Below are 20,417 nucleotides of genomic sequence, written 5' to 3' on the forward strand. Positions count from 1 at the left end.
TTCGTCGGAGTGTTGACGCTAATGATGCGGAGCCGACCAGCAAGGGAGCTCGTCATGCCTGCCGTCACCCGGACCTCGGTGTCCGACGCACCGGGCGCGGACGTCCGTTCACGCCGCACGCTTCTGCTCTATCTCTGCGGTGCCTTCGGCGGTCTGCTGTCCGGGTACGACATGGGGATCGTGGCGGGTGCCCAGCTGTTCCTCACCCGCGACCTGGGCCTGAGCGCCTGGATGCAGGGCGCGTTCGTCAGCTCGCTCATGATCGGTGCCATCGCGGGCTGCTGCGCGGCGGGGCCCGCCACGGACCGCTGGGGTCGCCGTCCGGTCATGCTCGGCACGGCCGTGGTGTTCGGCGCGGGCGCGCTGGGCATGGCGGTGGCCACGGGCCCCTGGATCCTGATCGCGTTTCGCGTCCTCACGGGTGTGGCCGTCGGCCTGTCCTCGTCCGTGATCCCCAGCTATCTCTCCGAGCTGGCCCCCACCGCCATCCGTGGCCGGGTGTCGACGCTCAACCAGATGATGATCGCGGTCGGCATCTTCGTGTCGTACCTCATCTCCTACCTGCTGTCCGACGCGGGCGCCTGGCGCTGGATGCTCGGTCTCGCGATCGTGCCGGCCGCCGTGCTGTTCGCGGGGATGTGGACGCAGCCGGAGACACCTCGATGGCTCGTCGCGCACGGCCGCGGGGACGAGGCCCGCACCGTGCTCCTTCGTCTGCACACCGAGGAGGAGGCCGACGCCGAACTCGCGGACATCCGCGCCGCCGCGAACGGCCCGCACGAGCGCGGGGGCCGCGTGCGGGAGCTGTTCGCCGACCGCCGGGTGCGGCGCGGCCTCTGCATCGCGGTCGCGATGGCGGTGATCCAGCAGGTCATCGGCTCGAACACGATCGTCTTCTACGCGCCGACGATTCTGAAGGCGGCCGGTTTCGGGGACTCCGCCGCGCTGCTCAACAGCGTCGGCCTCGGCGTTCTCTCCATCGTGACCACGTATCTGACCGGACGCCTGGTCGACCGGGTCGGCCGCAAACCGCTGCTGCTCACCGGGCTCGTCCTGATGATCGTCAGCATGAGCACGCTGTGCGCGGTGTTCTCGCTCGGGCTGCTGCACCAGACGCTCGGCCAGGTCGCGGCCGTCGCGAGCCTCGCCGTCTTCAAGGTTGCCTACTCGCTGAGCTGGGCGCCGCTGCTGTGGGTGATGCTGCCGGAGCTGTTCCCGCTGCGGGTGCGCAGCGTCGGTGTGAGTGTCGGCTCGGGGACCAACTGGGCGGCGAACTTCGCCGTCTCGCTGGTCTTCCCGGTGCTCCTCACGGCCGGGGCGGGCGCCGCCTTCGCGCTCTTCGCGGGGATCTGCGTCCTCGCGTTCGCGTTCACGGTGGCGTTCGTCCGGGAGACGGCGGGCCGCTCGCTGGAGACGCTGGAGCGGGCCGCGGCCTGAGCCGTCACGTCACATGCGCGCCTGTACGAGCGCGTGGGCGCCGCTGACCCGCCACTTCTGGTGCGGTTCGGCGGCGTCCAGCGCGTCTCGGGTGGCCGCGTCGATGCCCGTGATCACGTCGCACTTGAGTGTGCGCAGCGCGACCACGGGGGTCGGCCAGTAGGCGGTGCGGTCGGCGAACGGCGTGGTGGGCTCCCACATGCGGTCCCCCACCAGGCGCCGGTAGTTGAGGTCTCCCTTGAGCACGGTGAGCGTCGTGGCGGCGAACTCGGCGCGCAGGTCGTCGGGCATGTCCACGTAGGGCAGCGGCGCGCAGGAGAAGGAGTGGGCGCGCAGGGCGATCCGGCCGTCCCCCAGCGCGGCCCAGATCCGGCCGCCGGCCTCGGCCGCCGCGCCGCCGGCCCGGTGCAGCCGCCGCACGCAGTCGACGACATCGGCCGTCATGGCGTCCGAGACGTAGTACGGGTACGGCTTGAGCTGCACGGTCACGCGGGCCGCGCGCCCGTGCGCGAGCAGGTGGTCGACGAGCAGCAGGTCGGCGAGGAGTTCACGCCCCGCGTTGTCCGCGACGAGGCTGATCGAGGCGCCGCCGCCCCGCGGCAGCGCGGCCCAGAACGCCTCGGAGTCGTCGGCGACGAGCTGGGTGTCCGCGCCCGGTTCAGCCCCATCGGCGGTCACGCGGAAGCCGAGGTCGGCGCGGTTGCCCCAGAGGGACCCGAGCAGCAGCCCGCGCTCCTGTTCGGCCAGGGACACGGAGGCGAGCCAGTCGACCGCGCCCAGCTCGGCGTCGGTCTCGGGGCTGTCGAGCTCGGCCCGCTTGAACGGCTGGAAGGGGTCGACGCCCCGCCAGGGCCCCTGCGTGAAGTAGCCCACGGCGTCGAGGAGTTGGCGGTAGAAGTAGCTCTCGGCCCACAGGAACGGCGCGTCGAACCACGACACCCCGAACCATTCGCTCCCCCACGCGTCCCAGCGCCCACGGTCGTGCGCCCCCTCGCCCAGCGGCTCGATCACGCCGTCCGCCGTGTTCCGCAGCAGCGCGTCCAGGGCGCGGTGCTGCGCCGGTCCGTACGGGAACGCGGCACGCACCTTCTCGATGAGCGCGGGATGCCGCTCGGCGAGGACGCTCCGCGCGAAGGAGCCGGGAACGTTGCCGTGGATGACGGGGGCCTGCGGGGTGTCGGGCATCGGTGGCGGGCTCCTGCGTGGTGGGGCGGGCCTTCGACCCTATCCGTAGCGGACGAGGGTCGTCGGCACCACGGCGCGCCGCGCGGCGGCCGGAGTGTTGCCCTGCTTGCCGCCTGCCGCGGCCCGCTCGTCGAGCCGCGAGACGAGCAACCGGCCCGCCTCCTTGCCGAGTTCGTCGCTGTCGTACGCGGCGATGGTCAGCGGCAGACCGAGGACGTCGGCGAGTTCGAAGTCGTCGAAACCCGCGAGGGCGGTGGGGGCGCCGGCGGCTCTGATGGCGCGGAAGGCTCCGATGGTGTTGCGGTTGTTGGAGCAGAACAGGGCGGTCGGCGGCTCGGGCAGGGCCAGCAGATCGGCGGCGGCGCGCGTCGCCTCGGCGGTCTGCTGCTGCCCGAGGCGTACGTAGTGCGGCGCGCGCTCGACGCCCGCCTCGGTGAGCGCGTCGGTGAAGCCGCGCAGACGTTCCGCGCCCGTGTACACGGCGGGTGGGGAGCCGAGGAAGCCGATGCGGCGGTGCCCGGCGCCGAGGAGTTCCCGGGTGACGGTGCGGGCCCCGCCGTGGTCGTCGACGAGGACGCAGTCGGCGTCGAATCCGTTCGGGGGCCGGCTCGCGACGACGACGGGCACACCACCGGCCGCGGCGGCGGCGAGGTGGCGCTGGTCGTCGTCGGCGGGCACCGCGATGATGCCGTCGACGCGCCGGGCCACCAGGTCCTCGACGAGATCGCGTTCGCTGTCGAGGTCGTGTCCCGTGTTGCCGATGACGGTCTTCAGGCCGTGCCCGCCGAGGACGGCGTCGACGCCGAGGGCGAGCCGGGAGTAGAAGGGGTTGGCCAGGTTGGTGACGACGAGTCCGACGAGTCCGGTGCCGCTGCCCAGGCGCAGGCTGCGCGCCATCTCGTTGCGCCGGTAGCCGAGTTCGGCCGCCGCCGTGCGTACTCGCTCCGCGGTGGCGGGCAGCACCTTCGGGTCGTCGCGCAGCACACGCGAGACCGTCATGGCGCTGACCCGTGCCCGCTGTGCGACGTCCCGCACCGTGGGACGCGGATCCTTGGCGGCGCCGGACGTGCCCAATGTCTTCCCCTTGCCCGTCTGGGTGGCCGCTACCACCCCGGCCCTGTTCGGTTCGTGTGCCGGGCCGCGACCGCGCGCGCCGCGCCCAGCAGCGCCGCGTCACCGGCGAGGGCGGCGGGGCGCATCGCACGAGTATGCCGCGCGGGAGGCCGTCCGCTCACGTCGGCCTTGTCCGGTGTCCAGCCGCCCTTGGCGAGCCCCGTGTGCAGGGCCGGTGCGACCAGGTCCCAGGAGCCGGCCATCGAGCCGCCGACGACGAGGGCGGTCGCCTCGAACGCGGCGAGGCGCGGGCCGAGGACGGCGCCCAGGGTGCCGAACGCCTCGTCCAGGACGCGTCGGGCGGAGCGCTCCCCGGCGCGGGCCCGTTCGGCGATGTCGCGCACATCGGCTGCCGGGTCGCCGTATCGCGCCAGGAGGGCGCGGCGGGACACGGACTCCTCCAGCGGTCTCCCGTCGACGGTCGTCAGGTCCATGCGCCCCTCGGGCGGAACTCCCGGTCCCTGGTGCAGGATGCGGCCGTCCGCGAGGAATGCGGAGCCGACCCCGGTGCCGAGGGTGATGCCCACGACACGGGTGTGTCCGACACCGGCTCCCACCGAGCACTCCCCCAGCAGGAACGCGTGCGCGTCGTTGAGGAAGACGATGCCGCCCGGCCGCCGTGCCATGCCGTCGAGCAGCGCGGCCCGCACGTCCACCCCGTAGAGCGCCTCGAACTTGCCGACGCCCGCGAAGAGTCCGATGCCGCGCGCGTAGTCGAAGGGGCCGGGCAGGGCCATTCCCCAGGTGGTGCCTGCGGGCGTGTCCAGCGCGTCGGCGCAGCGGCACACCGCGCCGAGGATGTCCTCGGCGCGGGCGCCCGGATCGAGCGGCCGGTGGGTGCGCCGCTCGATCCTGCCGTCGGCCGGGTCGACGAGGCCGGCGGTGACATGGGTGCCGCCGGCCTCGATGACCGGGATCACCGGACGAGCGCCTTCACGACCCGTACGGGACCTCCGTCGGCGGCCCGCAGCCGGTAGCGGCCGACGGCGGCGGGCACGGTGAGTGTCTCCGCGTGGGCCAGCTCGTGGGTGTCACCGGCCTCGGTGTGCAGGGTCACGCCGTCGCCCTCCGCCACGTTGAGGACGTGGAAGCGCCCCGCGGTGTCGTCGTCGGCCGCGGTGCCCGCGTCGAGCACGTACCTCCTGACCTCGTAGAACATCTCGTCGAGCGCGCCGATGACCTCCTCGCGCCAGCCGTTCCCCTCACGCACGGTGCGCGGCTGCTGCACGAGGTCTCGGGCGACGGCCTCGCCGCGCCGGGTGGTGTCGAGATTGGCGAGACCGTGCTCGTACGGGAGGGGGCGCGGGTTGCCGTCGGCGTCGGGCCTGAGCCAGTCGTAGAAGCGCAGGCTGTACAGGTACGGGGTGGCGCTGATCTCCAGGACCAGGTTGCCCGCGCCACTGGCGTGCGGGGTGCCGGCGGGGATGAGGAACAACTGGCCCTGTTCGGCGGGGAAGGCGTGGACGTGGTCCTCGATGTCCATGGGTGTGCCCTGGGTGGCCGCCGCCTCGACCTGCTTGCGGAAGGCGTCGACGTCGGCGTCCTCGCGCAGGCCGAGGAACACCTTGGTGTCGGGGCTGCCGATGGTCATGTAGTAGGTCTCGTGCTGGGTGTAGTGCCAGCCGAATTTCTCGCGCATGTACGTCTCTCGGGGGTGGCAGTGCAGCGAGAGGTTGCCTCCGCCGACGGTGTCGAGGTAGTCGAAGCGGATCGGGAACGAGGTGCCGAAGCGGGCGTGCACCTCCGCGCCGAGGACACGCTCCGGCTCCAGTGCGCACATCAGCTGGAACGGCACCTCGACCTGCGCCTGCGGCCCTGTCCCGACGAGGATGCCCGCCTCGGGGGCGATGAGTTCATAGCCGAGCGCCGTATTGCGGGCGTCGGGGTTGAAGCCGAGTTCACGCTGTGCCCAATGCCCGCCCCAGGGCGTCGAGTTGAAGAACGGCCGGGTGCGCACGGGCTGTCGGGCGAGTGCGGCGCAGGTCGCGCGGAGGCCGGGGCCGTCGAGCCAGGTCGGGTTGCCGGGGTCCTGGAGGTCGAGCCAGCCGTCGATGCGGGGGGCGAGGGTGTCGCGGTGCCGGTCGAGCATGGGCCAGTCGGTGTAGAACAGCCGCCGCAGGTCGGGCCTCTCGTGCGGGAGGCCGAGATTGGCACCTGTGGTGCCCGCGACCGTGGCCGCCTCCGCGTGCCGCTTGGGCACGTCGGCGTACCAGAGCAGGTCGTGCTCGACGAGCGCGGCGCCGGGACCGTACACGACGAGGACTCCCCCGGTGGGCGCTTCGGGTGTGGGCACCGCGTCGAAGAGGTCGTCGAGCGGGTTCTCGGCGAGCTTGCGGAAGTAGGGGTCGTCCGCGCCCTCCGGGTGGCCGACGCGGGCGCGGAGCCGTACGGGTGGCGCGTAGTGGTTCCGTACGTCGACGAGGGTCGCGCCCGACAGGTGTGCGGCGAGCGCGTCCCAGGCGGCGGACGGCGATCCGTCGATCGCCAGTACGGCGGGTGCCGAAGGGAGTTGGGCCGCCACCCGCTCCCACCCGGCGGCGAGCACGGTGTCGGGAGCGGGGGCGTAGCGCGGGTCGTGCCGGTACACAGGGTCTCCTTTACGCAGAGGTGCGCGGTGTCGCCGTCGTCAGCGCCGGAACAGCACGGCGATGGTGCCGAACGCGGGGACGTCGACCGTCACCTCGCCGTCCGCCGCAGCCAGCTCCTCCCCGGCCCGTCCGTGGTAGTCGGCCACTCGCGCCGAGGCGACGGGGAACAGCGCGCGCACCGGGCAGGCGACGGGCTCCTCGGCGAAGGACTGGAGGCGCAGCAGCACGGCTCCTTCGGCGTCCGGGGTGGTGGCGCCCACGAGCCGTACACGCGGGTCGCCGACGGTCGCGAAGGCCAGCTGGTCGGCGGCGTCCGCACTGACCGCGCCGCGGGCCCGCACCGCGTGCAGCGGGCGCGAGGTACCGGCTGCGGTGCGCGGGCCGAGTCCCGCGACGTCGGCACCGGTGGCGCAGGACAGCGAGTACCGGAAGGTGAACTCGAAGGCCTGCTCGCTGGGGAAGTTGGTGTCCCACAGGTTGTTGTGGATCCACGAATGGACGGTGGCGGGTTCGTCGTGGTCCATCGTCTTCGGGAACGGCGCGTACGGCAGGGCGATGTTGCCGAACTGGACGAGCGGTGCGTCCTGCGTGGCCCAGCCGACGGCGAGGTCGCCCTCCTGGAGCGTCACCCAGCGGCGCACGGCCCGCATGTGCAGGGCGGAGCCGGGGACGACGGGGAGGTCGGTGCCGGTCGCGCCGCCCGTGGCCTCCATGCGCACGGTGGGTGTCTCGAAGGCGAAGGGGAACGCGAAGTAGGCGCTCTCCTTGCCGAGGGTGGCGTCCTTGTCGACCTGGTTCTCGATGTCGAGGCGGCCGATGCCGTGCGGCAGGGTGAGCGTGGTGCGCACCCGGTTGGCGCCCGGCGGCCGGGTCTCGTAGGTGAGGGTCTCGGCGGTGGCCGTGGTGCGGCGGGCGATGAGCGCGGCGGGCGGGGCCACGGAGCGGTTGCCGAGGTGTTCCAGTCGGTCGGAGGCGGTGGTGCGGCTGGAGTTGTGGTTGAAGCCTCCGGACGTGGTGTAGCTGTCGTGGATGTAGGCGTTGAAGCCGGTGATGGCGTCGGCGCGGACGAGTTCGCGGCCGGTCGTCTTGTCGATCACGGAGGCGATGCAGGCGCGGGCCAGGTCGACGCGGACGGCGAGGTGCTCGTTCTCCAGGAGCAGCGGGTCCGGGTGCGCGTGGGCCGCGGCGGCGGTGTCGGCGGGGTTCTCGCGCTCGCTGCCGCCGGTGGAGTTCCAGCCGGTGGCCGCCTTGACGGCGGTGCTCTCCTGCCCGGAGCCCCCCGAGGTGTCGGCGGCGCGGATGTCGACTCGTACGGAGCCGGCGGCGGGTACGTCGTCGACACGGACGAGGAGGAAGCGGCCCGCGTCGCGGTGCTCCTCGTTGACCTGGGGGCGCTCCTCGTGCGCCAACTCGGCGCCGGTGCGCGCGTCGTGGACGGTCACTGCCGTGTCGAGCGGGACGCTGGACTCGGGCAGGAAGATCTCGGCGACCTCGGTGCGCGGCCAGGAGCAGGTGTTCACCACGTGGTACGCGGCCGGGGTGTTCGCGGGCCGGGCGAGGCGCTGGCCGAGGCGGGCGTTCGCGCGGTTGAGGAGGGACTGGCCGTCGTCGCGGGCGCGGACGGCCTGGCCGTACTTCCAGTGCCACTGCTGCTCGCCGGAGTGGCCGTGGTCGTGGCCGTGGGTCCAGGGGTCGCCCGCGCCCCAGGTGTGCTCGTCGAAGAGGGACACCGCCTCGTACACACCGGCCGAGTCACGTGTGTCGTCGGCCGCTCCCGAGGCGCCGAGGACGCCCGCGAAGGTGCCCAATGTCTGCGCGTCGGCGACGACGGACTGGGCGGTGCGGGCCATGGACAGCGGGTGGGCACCGGAGCCGACGCCGTCGACCCACCAGTCCGTCCAGTCGCCCTCGAAGGTCTGGATCTCGTCGCCGAGCCGGTTCTCGGCGTCGGTGAAGAAGTCCTCGTTGCGGGACAGGCGCAGCTGCGGGTAGGCCCAGGTCTGGTTCCAGCGGCGCACCGTCTCCGCGATGATGCGGCGCGGCGGCGCGTTGTCACCGAACTTGCCCTGCACGCGCAGGTGCAGGATGTCCCACGGGTACGGCTCACGTTTGATCTCCCGCTCGTCCATGGCCCAGCCGAAGACACCACCGCGGTACGGGTAGGGGTGGGAGGCGAGCGAGGTGAGGTAGGCGGGCAGCAGATCGTCCACCGAGGAGTAGTCGGTGTCGAAGCCGAGCAGCGGGCCCTCCATATAGGCGAGGCCGTGCGGGGTGTCGGTCATCCAGACGAGCACGCTGTTGCCGCTGGGCGCCTGCCAGCGGAACAGGCGTGGCAGCTTCTCCCCGCCGACCAGGTGGGGCACGGAGCGGCCGGCCCAGTTGTGCGCCACGGACAGGTACGTGACGCCCGCGGCGCTCAGCGCGTCGACCATGCCGACGACGTGGCCGGGCACATCGGTCTGCATGGCCGAGGTGAACTCGACGCCGTGTTCGTCGCGCACCTGGTGGGCCAGGCGCAGCAGTTCGTGCAGCTCGTCGGTGGAGCAGGTCTCGCTGTGCAGGTTGAACGGCAGGGCGGTCAGCTCGATGCGGCCCTCCCGCACCCGGCGCACGAACTCCTCGACCTGCTCGGCGGGGCGGGCCTCGGCCCACTGCTGGAAGGAGAGCAGGGACTCGACACACCAACGGAACCGGGACTCGGGCTCCCAGTCGTCGGTGGCCCGCGTCAGTTCCAGGCAGGAGTCGAGGAACGAGAGGTGTTCGGCGAGGACCTTGCCCTGCGGGTCGGTGTAGCCGATGTCGAGGTGCGAGTGATGCACGAGGTGGATGGTCCACTCGCGCTGCGGGGTGAGGGTGACGTCGATGCCACCCTGGCCCGATGACACCAGGGTGACCCGCTGCGCGGTGTCGACGGCGGGCAGCAGCAGGCGCACGGAGCCGTTGGGCCCGGAGATGCGCTCGGCGGGCAGTGCTGTACCTGACTCGGTGCGGACGGTGAGTTCGGCCGGGATCGCGCCGCCGTTCACCGCCTCCACGCGCAGCGACTGCAACAGTCCGCCGCCCTCCGCGCGGCGCATGAGGGGCTCGACGGTGAGCCGCAAAGGACTGCCGGACAGGCTGCCTTCGGCGCTCACGACGGAGCCGCGCAGGCTCTCCCGGATGCGGTCGTTGTCCCAGTCGGTGGTGCGGACGAGGGCCCGTGTGGTCATGCGGACTTCTCCAACTCTGGGTGCGGGTGCGGGGGTTCAGCGGGTGGCGGCGGTGACACCGCGCAGGAACAGGCCGCGGAAGGTGAGGAAGACGACGAGGGTGGGCAGCGAGACGATGAGCGCGCCTGCCAGGATGACGGGCGGCCCGGACGAGGCGTAGGCGTTGTTGAGGCTGGTGAGTGCGGCCATCACCGGCTGCACGTCGGGGGTGCGGCTGAGGGTGATGCCGAACAGCAGGTCGTTCCAGACGGCGGTGAACTGGAAGATGAACGCGGCCGCGAGGCTGGAGCCCATCAGCGGCACATGGATGCGCCAGAAGATCCGCCGGAACGAGGCACCGTCGATCATCGCGGCCTCGGTGACCTCGGGCGGCATCGTGGTCATCTGGTTGCGGATGAGGAAGAAGGCGAAGGGGATCGACCACGCCACGTAGATCAGCATGAGGCCGAGCCGGGTGTCGTAGAGGTTCCCGTCGGCGTACATGCCGAACAGCGGGACGAGGAACATCTGCAACGGAAAGAGGGTCCCGGAGTAGATGAGCCAGAACCAGAACGTGGGCCTCGGGATGGGCAGCACGACCACGGCGAAGGCGGCCATGGCGGCGACGAGCACGGCGGCAGCGCCGCACACCACCGCGTACAGGAGGGAGCCTGCGAAGCTCTGGCCGATACCGGCGTCGCTCCAGGCGGTCACGAGGTTGTCCCACAGCGCGAAGCCGTTCGGCGTCCATTCCGCGTTGCCGCTGTACGAGGCGACGGGGGTCAGCGCGTTCACGACCAGCAGGTACAGCGGGACCAGCCAGAGCACCACGCAGCCGGCGACGAAGAGATTGCGGAAGGTCTTTCCCACGGGTGTCACTCCTTGTCGGACGGCTCGGGTCAGCGCGCGGACGTCTCGGGCATCTGGCGGCGCAGATACAGCCACGAGGACGCGACGACGATGACGGACAGGACGAGGGCGATCGCGGAGCCGTAGCCGATGTGGAAGAGCCGGAACGCCTCGCGGTACATGGTCAGTGCGAGGGTCTCGGAGGAGCGGGCCGGGCCGCCCTGGGTGAGGACCCAGATCATGTCGAAGGCCTTGAGGCTGTTGACGATGGCCATGCCGACCACCACCACGGTCACGGACCGCAGTTGGGGCAGGGTGATGTGCCGGAACATCCGCCAGCCGCGCGCCCCGTCGAGCTCGGCGGCCTCGACGGTCTCGCGCGGGATGGCGCGCAGGCCGATGGCGAAGAGGACGACGTTGAGCCCGGTGGCCTGCCAGGTGCTGGCCACGATCATGGAGAGGGTGTTCTGCGGCCACTGAAGGAGCCAGGCCTGGCCGAGGGAGCCGAGTCCGACGGCGTCGAGGACCTGGTTGAGGGAGCCCTCCGAGGTGAGGATGAACTTCCACAGCACGGCGGTCGCGGCGCCCGAGACCGCGTACGGCAGCACGATGACGGTCTGCGCGATCAGCCCGAAGCGCATCCGGTGGGTGGCCACGGCGATGGCGAGTCCCGCGAGGACCGGGAGCAGCAGGGTGCCCACCACCCACATCAGGGTGTTGAGCAGCGAACGGCCGAAGATGGGGTCGTCGGCGAGCCGCGTGAAGTTGTCGAGGCCCGTGAAGTGGCTGGTGAAGCCGTTGTCCTCGAAGAAGCTGCCGTAGATGCTGCGCAGGAACGGGTAGACGAGGAGCACACCCACGAAGAGCAGGGCGGGCATCGCCCACGGGACCCCGGCGAGCGGCCCGCCGAGCCGGCCCGTGCCCTTGCGGCCGCCGCCCGCCTGGTGCGGTGTGCGGGTGGGGATCCGGCGGCGGGGTGGTGTCATCCTGGTGGCTTCGACGGGTGCGGTCGTGCGCACGGTCTCGGTCATGCCGCCTCCGCCTCCCGCCACACCGGCCATGCCTCGTCGGCGCGGCCCTGCATCGTCCGCAGCACCGACCGGTACGAGGACGGGTTGATGAGGGCGGCGGCGAGGTCGTCGACGGTGGACTCGACGAGTTCGGGCGGGCCCAGCTCCCAGAAGCGGTTGAGCTTGCGGGCCTTCGTCTCGCGCACGGTGCGGGTGACACCGTCGATCGTCACGTTCGCGGGCGGGACGGCCGGGTTGGGGCAGCCGTCCCCCAGGGCGTGCGAGAAGGCCTTCATGACCTGGGGATGGGTCCAGGCGCCCGCGGCGCGCAGCGCCTCCGCGCGGTCGGGTCCGCGGACCGTGCACACCAGGGCGCTGGTCTCGAAGACGACAGCGGGGCGGACGCGGGTGTTCTGCATCGGCAGCACGAACGCGTCGACGTTCTTGCCGGGCTTGCCGCCGACGCCCGCGAAGGTTCCGAGGAGCCAGGAGCCGCAGGCCACCATGCCGACCTTGCCGTGCAGCACACCGGCGGCGGCCGTGGAGTGGTCCATGTCAAGCGACGTGAACCAGTGTTTGTCCGCGAAGGATCCGATGGTGCGCATGGCCTGCCGGGCGGGCTCGTCGGTGTAGCGGGCGCGGCCGTTCAGCAGGTCCTCGTAGAACCGCGGGTTCTGCCGGGTGAGGATCTCCTGGAACCAGATGAACGCGGGCCACCGGCCGGCCGTCGTCGCGTGCAGCGGGGTGATGCCCGCGCGCTTGAGGCGGTCGGCGGCGTGCAGGAACTCGTCCCAGGTCTCCGGCTTCTTCAGGCCGTTGGCCCGGAAGACCTCCGGGTTGTAGAAGAACACGTAGTAGGCGAGGTTCATCGGCAGTCCGTAGACGCGGCCGCGGTGGCTGAGCGCGGGACGCAGCGCCGGGTCGGCCCAGCCCCTGCGGACGGCGCCCGCCCAGTGGTCGGACAGGTCCTCGATGCCGCCGGTGCGGGCGAGGTCCTGGAGCCGGTAGCCGGACCAGTACTTGAGCATGTCCGGGGTCTTGTTGGTGCGCAGCGAGGACTTGACGACCTGCTCGAAGGACTCCAGGGAGGGGATGACCTCGGGCACGAGCCGGATGCCGTCGACCTTGCGCATCGCCTCGCCTGCCGCCTTGATCGGCGGCGCCCACGTCTGGTTGTCCCCGTGCAGGGCCACCTTCCCGGGAGGCTGGCCGGAAGCGGTGCCGCACGCCGTGAGGAGCGGCGCCGAGGCGGTGGCGACGGCGCCGGCTGTGGCCGCCCGCAGGACGGCGCGCCTGGCGGGCTGCGCGGCTGGACGAGCGGGACCGTTGGACGGTTGACGGCCTGTCATGGGGCGGCTCCCTCAGGCGGGCTCAAGATCGTGTTATCGATAACACGCGATGCCGGGAGCATGGCGCTCGGACGCCAGGGGCGTCAATGGGCGCGGCGGGGCGAATCTTGGGGAGGGGGCCTGACGTGGTGTTCCCGCACGAAGTGACGGGGTGTCGGCGGGCGCCGCGGACGGGCACGGACGCCGACGCCCGTGGCACCCACCGCGGTTCGGCGGGTGCCACGGGCCATGACACGTGGCTTACGCGGTGGTCCCCGCCAGCACCGTCGGCAGTTGGTCGGCCAGGTACGCGTAGTCCTTGCGGTCGTTGTAGAGGTGGGCGGACAGGCGGAGGAAGCCGCGGCCGTTCCAGGTCGTGACGGCCGTCTCGCAGCCGATCGCGTCGGCGAGGCGACGTCCCAGCGCGTGGGCGGCCTCCTGGTCGGCCGCCGCGCCCTCGGGCAGCGGCACGAGACGCATGGCCGGGGCCGGGCTGCCGCCGACCGGCGCGGTGTCCGCGCCCAGGGCGTCCGCGAGCAACTGCTGCGCCTCCCCCGCCAGTTCGACCATGTGGCGGCGCGCGGCGTCCCAGCCGAACTCCTCCTCGATGAATGCCAGGGAGCGCGGCGCCGCGAGCCACGGGGCGAGGTCCACCGTGCCCTGCTGGTCGAAGCGCTCGGGGAACGGGTAGGGCGCGCCCCAGGAGTCGGTCAGCGGGTGCAGCCGTTGCGCCCGGTCGCCGCGTGCCACGAGGGCCGCCGTGCCGCGGGGCGCGCAGGGCCACTTGTGCAGGTTGCCCACCCAGAAGTCGGCCTCGCCCGCGTCGGCGAGGGGGTCGGCGAGCATGCCCGGGGCGTGGGCCCCGTCGACGAGGACGAGGGCGCCTGCCGCGTGGGCGTGCGCGGCGATCTCGGCGACCGGGAAGAGCCGGGCGGTGGCGGAGGTGATCTGGTCGACGACCACGAGGGAGGTCGGCGCGCCGGTGTCACCGAGGGCATCGGCGAAGACGGCGGCGATCTGCGCGGCTGTCGCGTCGAGCGGGATGTGCAGGGTCCTGACGTGCGCGCCCGCACGCTCGGCGGCCCGTGTCACCCCCATGGTCACGGCGCCGTAGGAATGGTCCGTCAGCAACACCTCGCTGCCCGGCTCCAGTTCGAGCGATCCCAGCACCGTACTGACCCCGGAGCTGGCGTTGGGCACGAGCGCGACGGTGTCCGGGGCGGCGCGCAGGTACCCGGCGATGTCCGCTCGGGCCCGCGCCACGCGCTCCGGGAGTCCGCGGAACCACCGGCACGGATTGGCCTCCATCTCCGTGCGCAGCGCCCGCAGCTCGTCGAGGGTGACACGGGGCACGGCGCCGAAGGAGCCGTGGTTGAGGTGGCGTACGTCGGGGTCGAGTGCCCAGGCGTCGAGGGGGTGAGAAGACATGTCACTCCGCGAGTCATCCGATGACTGTGTCCGGTCGAGTCGTACTCGCAGGACCGTAAGCGGTAACTTGCTCACTGAACAGGGGCAGTTGTGAATCGCGAGATCTCTTCTCGCGTCCCACTGCCGGATTCATCGGATGACTTCTCGGGCTGGGCGAGGACGAAGGGGCGGGGCGATGACGGCCACGGACACGGCGGCGGCCGGGCTGCGGGCGATGATCGCGAGCGGTGAACTGGCTCCGGGCGCGCAGCTGCCGCCGGAACCCGAGCTGTGCGCCCGGCTCGGGGTGTCACGCGGTTCACTGCGCGAGGCGGTGCGCTCGCTCGCGGCGCTCGGGATGCTCGAACCCCGGCACGGCTCGGGCACGTTCGTCTCCGCCCTGCGTCCGGCACACATGCTGGCGGGCTTCGCCGCGACGGTCGACGTACTGCCCCTCGACGGCATTCTGGAACTCTTCGACACGCGCCGCGCCGTGGAGTGCCACGCGGCCGCGCTCGCGGCGGCCCGTGCGGACGAGCGGGTGGTAGCGCGGCTGCGGGAGCTCCAGGCGCGGCTGAGCGCGACCGGGGACGAGCAGGAGCTCCACGACCTGGACCACGCGTTCCACACCACGATCTGCGAGGCCTCCGGCAATGAGACCCTGGCCGCGCTCGCCGGTGTCCTGCGCTCCCGGGGCCGCCACTACAACGTGTACGGCTCCGCGCAGGGCGCCGCGGTCCGCGCCGCGAGCGACCAGGGCCACGAGGCGCTCATCGACGCGCTGGCCGCCCACGACCCCACCGCGGCGGCAGCGGCGGCGGGCGCGCACCTCACCCGGACGGAGAGCTGGCTGCGGCAGTTGCGCCCTGCGCCGGAACCGGGCTGACGCGGCGCTCCAGCGGGACCAGGCAGCCGCCGAGCGCGCGGAGCCCGACCGTGTCACCGGGGCGGGCCGTCAGCGGCGCACGATGGGCGACCAGGCAGCGGGTCCCGTCGGCGAGGCGGACCGAACTGGTGCGGCCCCTGCCGTGGTACGTGGTGCGCTCAAGGGTGCCCTCCCAGTGACACTCGCCGTGCCCGGGTTCGACCACGGTGATGTCCTCCGGGCGCAGTGCCAGTTGGCAGGGCCCGGAGTCGTACGTGCCCTGCACCGTCTCGGCCATGCCGCTCAATGGCTGCGCGGACGGCAGTTCGGGCACGAAGCCCGTCGGCGTGCGCCGGCCCGCGAGCAGCGTGACCTGGCCGACGAAGGACGCCACGAAGGAGGTCGCGGGACGCTCATAGATGTCGGACGGCGAACCCACCTGTTCGATGCGGCCGTCGTTCATGACCGCGACGACGTCGGACATCTCCAGTGCCTCCTCCTGGTCATGGGTGACGTAGACGGCGGTGATCCCGGCCTCGCGTTGCAGGGTGAGCAGTTCGTGGCGCATGTCGACGCGCATCTTCGCGTCGAGGTTGGACAGCGGCTCGTCGAGCAGCAGGACGGTCGGGCGCAGCGCCAGGGCGCGGGCCATCGCGACGCGTTGCTGCTGACCACCGGAGAGCTGGCCCGGGAAGGCGTCGGCGCGCCGGGCGAGGCCGACCTGGTCGAGGGCCCCGTGCACGCGGCGGGCGATCTCCGCCTTCGGCAGCTTGCGGAGTTTCAGGCCGTACGCGACGTTCTCGCTCACCCGCATCTGCGGCCACAGCGCGTAGTTCTGGAACACGAATCCGACGTCGCGCTTCCACGCCGGAACGGTCGCCACGTCACGGTCCCCGAAGCTCACCGAACCGCTGGTCGCCGTCTCGAACCCGGCGAGGATGCGCAGCAGCGTCGTCTTCCCGCAGCCGGAGGGTCCCAGCAGGGTGGTGAAGGACCCGGCGGGGACGGACAGGTCGATGCCGTCGAGCGCCAGGTGCTTGGGGAACTGCTTGCGGACACCGGAGATGGTGACGCCCACGGAGGCGCCGGATGCGGGCAGGTCTGTGGCCATGGTGGGTGGGTCCCGTCACGAGGTTCTGAGTTCGGAGAAGCGGCGCCGGACGAAGTACAGGGGCACGTAGACGCTGACCATCAGGACGACGGTCATCGCGGAGGCGACGCCGAACGGACTGCCGGGCTGCACCGCGTTGTTGAAGATCACGACGGTCATCGTGACGAAGGGGACCGCGTACACCATGATCGTGGCGCTGAGTTCGGTGATCATCTGGAGGAAGGCGACGGTGCCGCCGGAGACCACGGCCGGCCGGATCGCGGGCAGCGTCGCCTGCCGGAACGCCCGCAGCGGCTTGGCGCCGACGCTGATCGCCGCTTCTTCGAGGGCCGGGTGCACCTGGGTCATGGCGGCCTCGACCGACTTCATGAAGTACGGCAGGCGCCTGGTCAGATAGACGAGCACGATGATGGTCGCCGTCCCGGTGAGGATGAGCGGCGCGCTGTTGAAGCTCAGGATGAGGCCGATGGCGAGGACGGTGCCCGGGAGGATGTACGGGATCATCACCATGACGTTCAGCGCCGGGGCGAGGACCCGGTAGCGGCGGCGCACCGTGATGTACGCGGTCAGGACGCCGACGAGGACGCACAGCACGCAGCCGATGCCGGCGAGGACGAAGCTGGTGAGGATGGTGCCCAGGTCCTCGGCGAACAGCTGCCGGTAGTTGGCGAGGGTGGGCGTCCAGGTCAGGATGCCGGTCTGCCAGGTCAGGAAGCTGGTCCCGATGACGACCAGGTGCGGCACGAAGGACAGGAAGAAGACGAGGCAGAGCCAGCCGGTCATGAGGAGCTTCTGGGCCCGGCCGACCGGCTGGAGCGGCCGGGTGCGCACGCCCACCGACGCGTAGGTCCTGCGCCGCAGCGCCCATTGCTGCACGGCGAGGGTGGCTCCTGCGACCGCGAGCATGACGAGGCTGGCGGAGGAGGCGAGGGCAGGATTGGTGCTGACCTCGCTGAGGAACTCGTTGTAGACCTGCACCGGGAGCATGCGGAAGCCGCCGCCGATGATGAGCGGGGTCCCGAAGTCCGCGAAGATCTTCATCGCGGCGGTGTAGAAGCCGGTGACGAGGGCCGGAACGGCGAGCGGCAGGACGATGCGCAGCCGGGTGCGCCACGGGTTGCTGCCCACGCTTGCGGCGGCCTCGTCGAGGCTCGGGTCGATGGACCGGAAGGTGTCGTAGGCGATCAGGAACGTCATCGACTGGGTGGCCCAGATGGTGACCCAGACGATGCCGCCCGGCCCGATGATGGTGTCGAACGGCAGCGGGAGGACATCGGTGAGGATGCCGCCGCGCCCAAGGAGCATGACCCAGGCGTAGGCGCCGAGGAACGGCGGCGAGACGGTCGCCATCGTCGCGAGGGTGAGGAAGAGGCCGCGGCGCGGCAGGTCGTACTGGGCGAGCAGATACGCCGCCGGAATCCCCACCAGGCAGGACAGCAGCCCGGCGGCGAGGGACACCACCACCGAGTGCCACAGGGCCTCGGTGAAGCGGGCGGTGGTGAAGAACTCGGCGAAGTGCGCGAGGGTCGCCCCGCCGTGCCCGTCGCTGAACGCCGCCGTCACGATGCGCAGTTGGGGCAGCACGACGATGGCGAGCAGCAGCAGGGTGAGCAGGACGGCGATGAGGACCCAGATGCCGGGGCAGCGGCGTGGCCGTCCGGCGGCGGCCGTGGTCCGCTCCTCGGGCCGGGTGTCGGTCGTGGTCATATGGCGTTCCGGGCCCCGCCGCTACTTGGCGCCCGACGCGGCGTCGAACTTGTCGAGCACCTTCGGCTGCTCGTTCACGAACTCCTCGGGCGACTTGGCCAGATGCAGGCTCTTGCCCTCGGCGAGCCCTGCGGGCGCGGGCAGGTCGGTGCGGGCGGAGCGGCGGCCGACGGCGTCGCTCATGACCTTCTGTCCCTCGGCGGACATCAGGTAGTCGACGAAGGTCTTCGCGTTGGCGGTGTGGGGCGCGTCCTTGATGACGGCCGCGGCGCCGATCTGGTTGGAGACCACGTCGGTCGGATAGATCAGCTTGAGCGGCGCCTTGGCCTTCACCCAGGCGTTACCCAGGTCCTCGTTGATGAAGGCCACGGGAAACTCGCCGTTTCGTACGCCCTTGAACATGGCGTCGCTGCTGTCGGTGACCTTGGCGTTGGGGAGGAACCTGTCGACGTAGTCCCAGCCGTACTTGCTCACCATGGCAGCGAGGACCGAGTAACCGGTCCCGGAGGAGCGGGGGTTGGCGAAGCCGATGCCGCCCCGCTTCTTCCATTTCGGGTCGGCGAGGTCGTCCATCGTCCTCGGGTAGTCGGCCGGGTCCTTGACTCGGTCGGTGTTGACGGCGATGGCCTGGTAGAGCAGGTCGGTGGCGTGCCACTGGTGCTTGGGGTCGGTCGCCACCATGTGCTCGTCCTGGTCGAGTCGGGCGGACGCCCAGATGCCCTTGCCCGCGACGGCCTTGTAGTTCTCGATGGAGCCGCCCCAGGCGACGTCGCCGAGCGGGTTGGCCTTCTCGCCCTGGATGCGGCTCATCAGCGGGCCGGTGCCGGAGATCGCGGTGAGCGTCACCTTGATGTCCGGGTGGGCCTTCTCGAAGGCCTTCACGATGGGGCCGGTCACCTCGGGCCCGGAGGAGGTGTAGACGACGAGTCCCTTGCTGTCGCCGGACTTCTGCCCGCCGACGACGGAGCCGCAGGCGGTGAGGGCGAGCGCGGTGACGGCGAGGACACAGACACGTACGGATCTCATGCGGAGTGCCTTTCTGCTTCCCGCGAGGTCGTGGCGGCGACCCACACGGGGTTGGAGACGGCGAGCGAGGAAGCGTGCGAGCGGTTGCACGAGGCCCAGAAGTACGGGTCGTCGCTGGAGGCGTGCAGCTCGGCGCGGTACGGGCCGGGGAGCGGGCGCGGGTCGCTCACGCGGACGCGCGTGGGCCCGTCGGCCGCCACCGGTTCCATGTGCCAGAGCAGTCCGCCGCGCAGGATGAACAGCACGGCGGGGCGAGGTGTGTCGATCTCCACGTCGAGGTGGACGGGCCCGCCCGGGGCCATGGGCACGGTTCCGCCCATCCCGCACTCCCCGCTGTCGGTCCGGGCGGAGAGCCGCAGCCCGGCCCCGCGCGACACATATGCCTCGCCCGCCCGCAGCGCGCCGAGGATGCCCTCGCGGCTGCGCTCGGCCCGTACGACGGTGGTGACCTGGCCCAGCCGGTGTTCGGGTTTCTGCGGGTGGTGGCAGTCGGTGCCGGCGACGCCGGTGACGCGGTGTCCCGAGACGAGGAGCCGGTCCCACAGTCCGACGGCCGCGTCGTTGTTGGCGCCCTGCCCGAAGTTGTCGATCTCCAGGAGGTCGACGTCGTCCCAGGTGTGGTCGTCCCTGCGCCACGCCTGGCGGCCGCTGAAGGGATGGTTGATGCCCACGAGCCCGTCCTGGGCGTGCACCTCTCGGGCGGCGTCCGCGAAGTCCCAGCCGTCGGCGTCGACGTAGGTGCCGGGCCAGCGGGAGAGTCCGTGCAGGTTCGCGTGGCCGAAGTGCGAGGTCAGCTCGATGGAGCGGAGGAGGACAAGGCCGTCGGCCGCCCCCTGCTCCTCCAGGCGCTCGAGTTCCGCCCAGTGACTCGACGTGAAGTGGTCGCTGACGGCGAGGAAGTCGAGCCCGGCGGCGCGTGCGGCGTCGAGGAGGGCGGGGAGGTCAGCGGACCCGTCGCTGTGCAGGGAGTGCGAGTGGAGCTCACCGCGGAGCCAGGTGGCGGGCGCCTCCGGAACCGGTTCCGTCGTCTCGACCCGTCGGCGTACGAGGCGTGTTGAGGCACGCGTATCCGCATCGGCCACGTACACCCGCAGCTCGTAGCTCCCGCCCTGTGTGAACCGGTCGAGGTCGATGCGGATGGTCCAGTTCCCGGAAGGTAGCGGGCCCGCGTGGCATCCGGGATCGGCGTGCTCCTCCCCCACCTCGAAGGACAGCCGGCGGGGCCCGGGGTCGCCGGGGCACTGCACATGTCCGCGCAGGAACCCGGCGGGGTCGAGGGCGGCCGCGTAGAGCTGGAAGCAGTCGGTGACCTTCTCGAAGTCCAGCTCGACGCGGAGAGTGCCCACGCCCTCCGGGAGGACGAGGTCACGGTCCAGATACTGCTCCGTGATCGACGCGGGGTCGATGGTGCGGGTCTCCCGCAGAACACGGCGGCTGCTCACCCGGCCTCCTTGAAGCGCCCGCGAGCCCCGCCTGCCCCGGCCGATCACCCAGGCTGCGCAGACTCGCTCACCAACTTGCAAGAACGTGCGCACAGTTGAGCATGCTTCGTCGTGAAGCGCCAGCGAGTGAGCAGGATTGCTCGCCGGGCCAGGTGGTGCGG

The 20,417-nt window shown here is 71.7% G+C and carries 15 protein-coding genes; 2 read left to right on the forward strand and 13 right to left on the reverse strand.

Annotated elements, in window-relative coordinates; all coding sequences use genetic code 11:
* Positions 1 to 54 precede the first annotated feature (54 nt).
* Positions 55 to 1,437, forward strand: coding sequence for a sugar porter family MFS transporter (locus ACNYS0_RS00485; protein ID WP_422470593.1), 1,383 nt, complete (start codon positions 55 to 57; stop codon positions 1,435 to 1,437).
* 9 nt (positions 1,438 to 1,446) lie between these two features.
* On the opposite strand, the gene ACNYS0_RS00490 is transcribed toward ACNYS0_RS00485, so the two are convergent.
* The 9 genes from ACNYS0_RS00490 to ACNYS0_RS00530 form a co-directional block, all read right to left on the reverse strand.
* Positions 1,447 to 2,622 (reverse strand): damage-control phosphatase ARMT1 family protein, encoded by a 1,176-nt coding sequence (locus ACNYS0_RS00490; RefSeq protein ID WP_422470594.1) that lies wholly within the window; start codon positions 2,620 to 2,622, stop codon positions 1,447 to 1,449.
* A gap of 39 nt (positions 2,623 to 2,661) precedes the next feature.
* Positions 2,662 to 3,657, reverse strand: a complete 996-nt coding sequence (locus tag ACNYS0_RS00495; RefSeq protein ID WP_422482394.1) for a LacI family DNA-binding transcriptional regulator — start codon at positions 3,655 to 3,657, stop codon at positions 2,662 to 2,664.
* 68 nt (positions 3,658 to 3,725) lie between these two features.
* Positions 3,726 to 4,655 carry an ROK family protein gene (locus ACNYS0_RS00500; RefSeq protein ID WP_422470595.1) on the reverse strand — a complete coding sequence of 310 codons (930 nt, stop codon included), beginning with the start codon at positions 4,653 to 4,655 and terminating at the stop codon, positions 3,726 to 3,728.
* Positions 4,652 to 6,322, reverse strand: coding sequence for a class I mannose-6-phosphate isomerase (locus ACNYS0_RS00505; RefSeq protein ID WP_422470596.1), 1,671 nt, complete (start codon positions 6,320 to 6,322; stop codon positions 4,652 to 4,654). Before ACNYS0_RS00505 ends, ACNYS0_RS00500 begins: the two co-directional genes overlap by 4 nt.
* Before the next feature lie 39 nt (positions 6,323 to 6,361).
* Positions 6,362 to 9,532 carry a glycoside hydrolase family 38 N-terminal domain-containing protein gene (locus ACNYS0_RS00510; protein WP_422470597.1) on the reverse strand — a complete coding sequence of 1,057 codons (3,171 nt, stop codon included), beginning with the start codon at positions 9,530 to 9,532 and terminating at the stop codon, positions 6,362 to 6,364.
* Between the two features lie 36 nt (positions 9,533 to 9,568).
* Positions 9,569 to 10,381, reverse strand: coding sequence for a carbohydrate ABC transporter permease (locus ACNYS0_RS00515; protein ID WP_422470598.1), 813 nt, complete (start codon positions 10,379 to 10,381; stop codon positions 9,569 to 9,571).
* A 29-nt stretch (positions 10,382 to 10,410) separates the two neighbouring features.
* Positions 10,411 to 11,391 (reverse strand): carbohydrate ABC transporter permease, encoded by a 981-nt coding sequence (locus tag ACNYS0_RS00520; RefSeq protein WP_422470599.1) that lies wholly within the window; start codon positions 11,389 to 11,391, stop codon positions 10,411 to 10,413.
* Entirely contained in the window at positions 11,388 to 12,719 is a 1,332-nt protein-coding gene (locus tag ACNYS0_RS00525) for an ABC transporter substrate-binding protein (RefSeq protein WP_422470600.1), read from the reverse strand. The genes ACNYS0_RS00520 and ACNYS0_RS00525 overlap by 4 nt, the downstream gene beginning before the upstream one ends.
* Positions 12,720 to 12,959: 240 nt before the next feature.
* Positions 12,960 to 14,126, reverse strand: a complete 1,167-nt coding sequence (locus ACNYS0_RS00530; RefSeq protein WP_422470601.1) for an aminotransferase class V-fold PLP-dependent enzyme — start codon at positions 14,124 to 14,126, stop codon at positions 12,960 to 12,962.
* A gap of 175 nt (positions 14,127 to 14,301) precedes the next feature.
* On the opposite strand from ACNYS0_RS00530, the gene ACNYS0_RS00535 reads away from it, so the two are divergent.
* The gene (locus ACNYS0_RS00535) at positions 14,302 to 14,991 is read left to right on the forward strand and encodes a FadR/GntR family transcriptional regulator (RefSeq protein WP_422470602.1); all 690 of its coding nucleotides are present in this window, start codon (positions 14,302 to 14,304) and stop codon (positions 14,989 to 14,991) included.
* Here ACNYS0_RS00535 and ACNYS0_RS00540 read toward each other — a convergent pair.
* The 4 genes from ACNYS0_RS00540 to ACNYS0_RS00555 are packed head-to-tail and all read right to left on the reverse strand — an operon-like array spanning position 14,936 to position 20,256.
* Positions 14,936 to 16,081, reverse strand: a complete 1,146-nt coding sequence (locus ACNYS0_RS00540) for an ABC transporter ATP-binding protein (protein ID WP_422470603.1) — start codon at positions 16,079 to 16,081, stop codon at positions 14,936 to 14,938. The genes ACNYS0_RS00535 and ACNYS0_RS00540 overlap by 56 nt on opposite strands.
* 15 nt (positions 16,082 to 16,096) lie before the next feature.
* Entirely contained in the window at positions 16,097 to 17,788 is a 1,692-nt protein-coding gene (locus ACNYS0_RS00545; protein WP_422470604.1) for an ABC transporter permease, read from the reverse strand.
* 21 nt (positions 17,789 to 17,809) lie between these two features.
* Positions 17,810 to 18,814, reverse strand: coding sequence for an extracellular solute-binding protein (locus tag ACNYS0_RS00550; RefSeq protein ID WP_422470605.1), 1,005 nt, complete (start codon positions 18,812 to 18,814; stop codon positions 17,810 to 17,812).
* Positions 18,811 to 20,256 carry a CehA/McbA family metallohydrolase gene (locus ACNYS0_RS00555; RefSeq protein WP_422470606.1) on the reverse strand — a complete coding sequence of 482 codons (1,446 nt, stop codon included), beginning with the start codon at positions 20,254 to 20,256 and terminating at the stop codon, positions 18,811 to 18,813. The genes ACNYS0_RS00550 and ACNYS0_RS00555 overlap by 4 nt, the downstream gene beginning before the upstream one ends.
* Positions 20,257 to 20,417 lie beyond the last annotated feature (161 nt).

The organism is Streptomyces anthophorae (assembly GCF_049310305.1).
Taxonomy (GTDB): Bacteria; Actinomycetota; Actinomycetes; order Streptomycetales; family Streptomycetaceae; genus Streptomyces.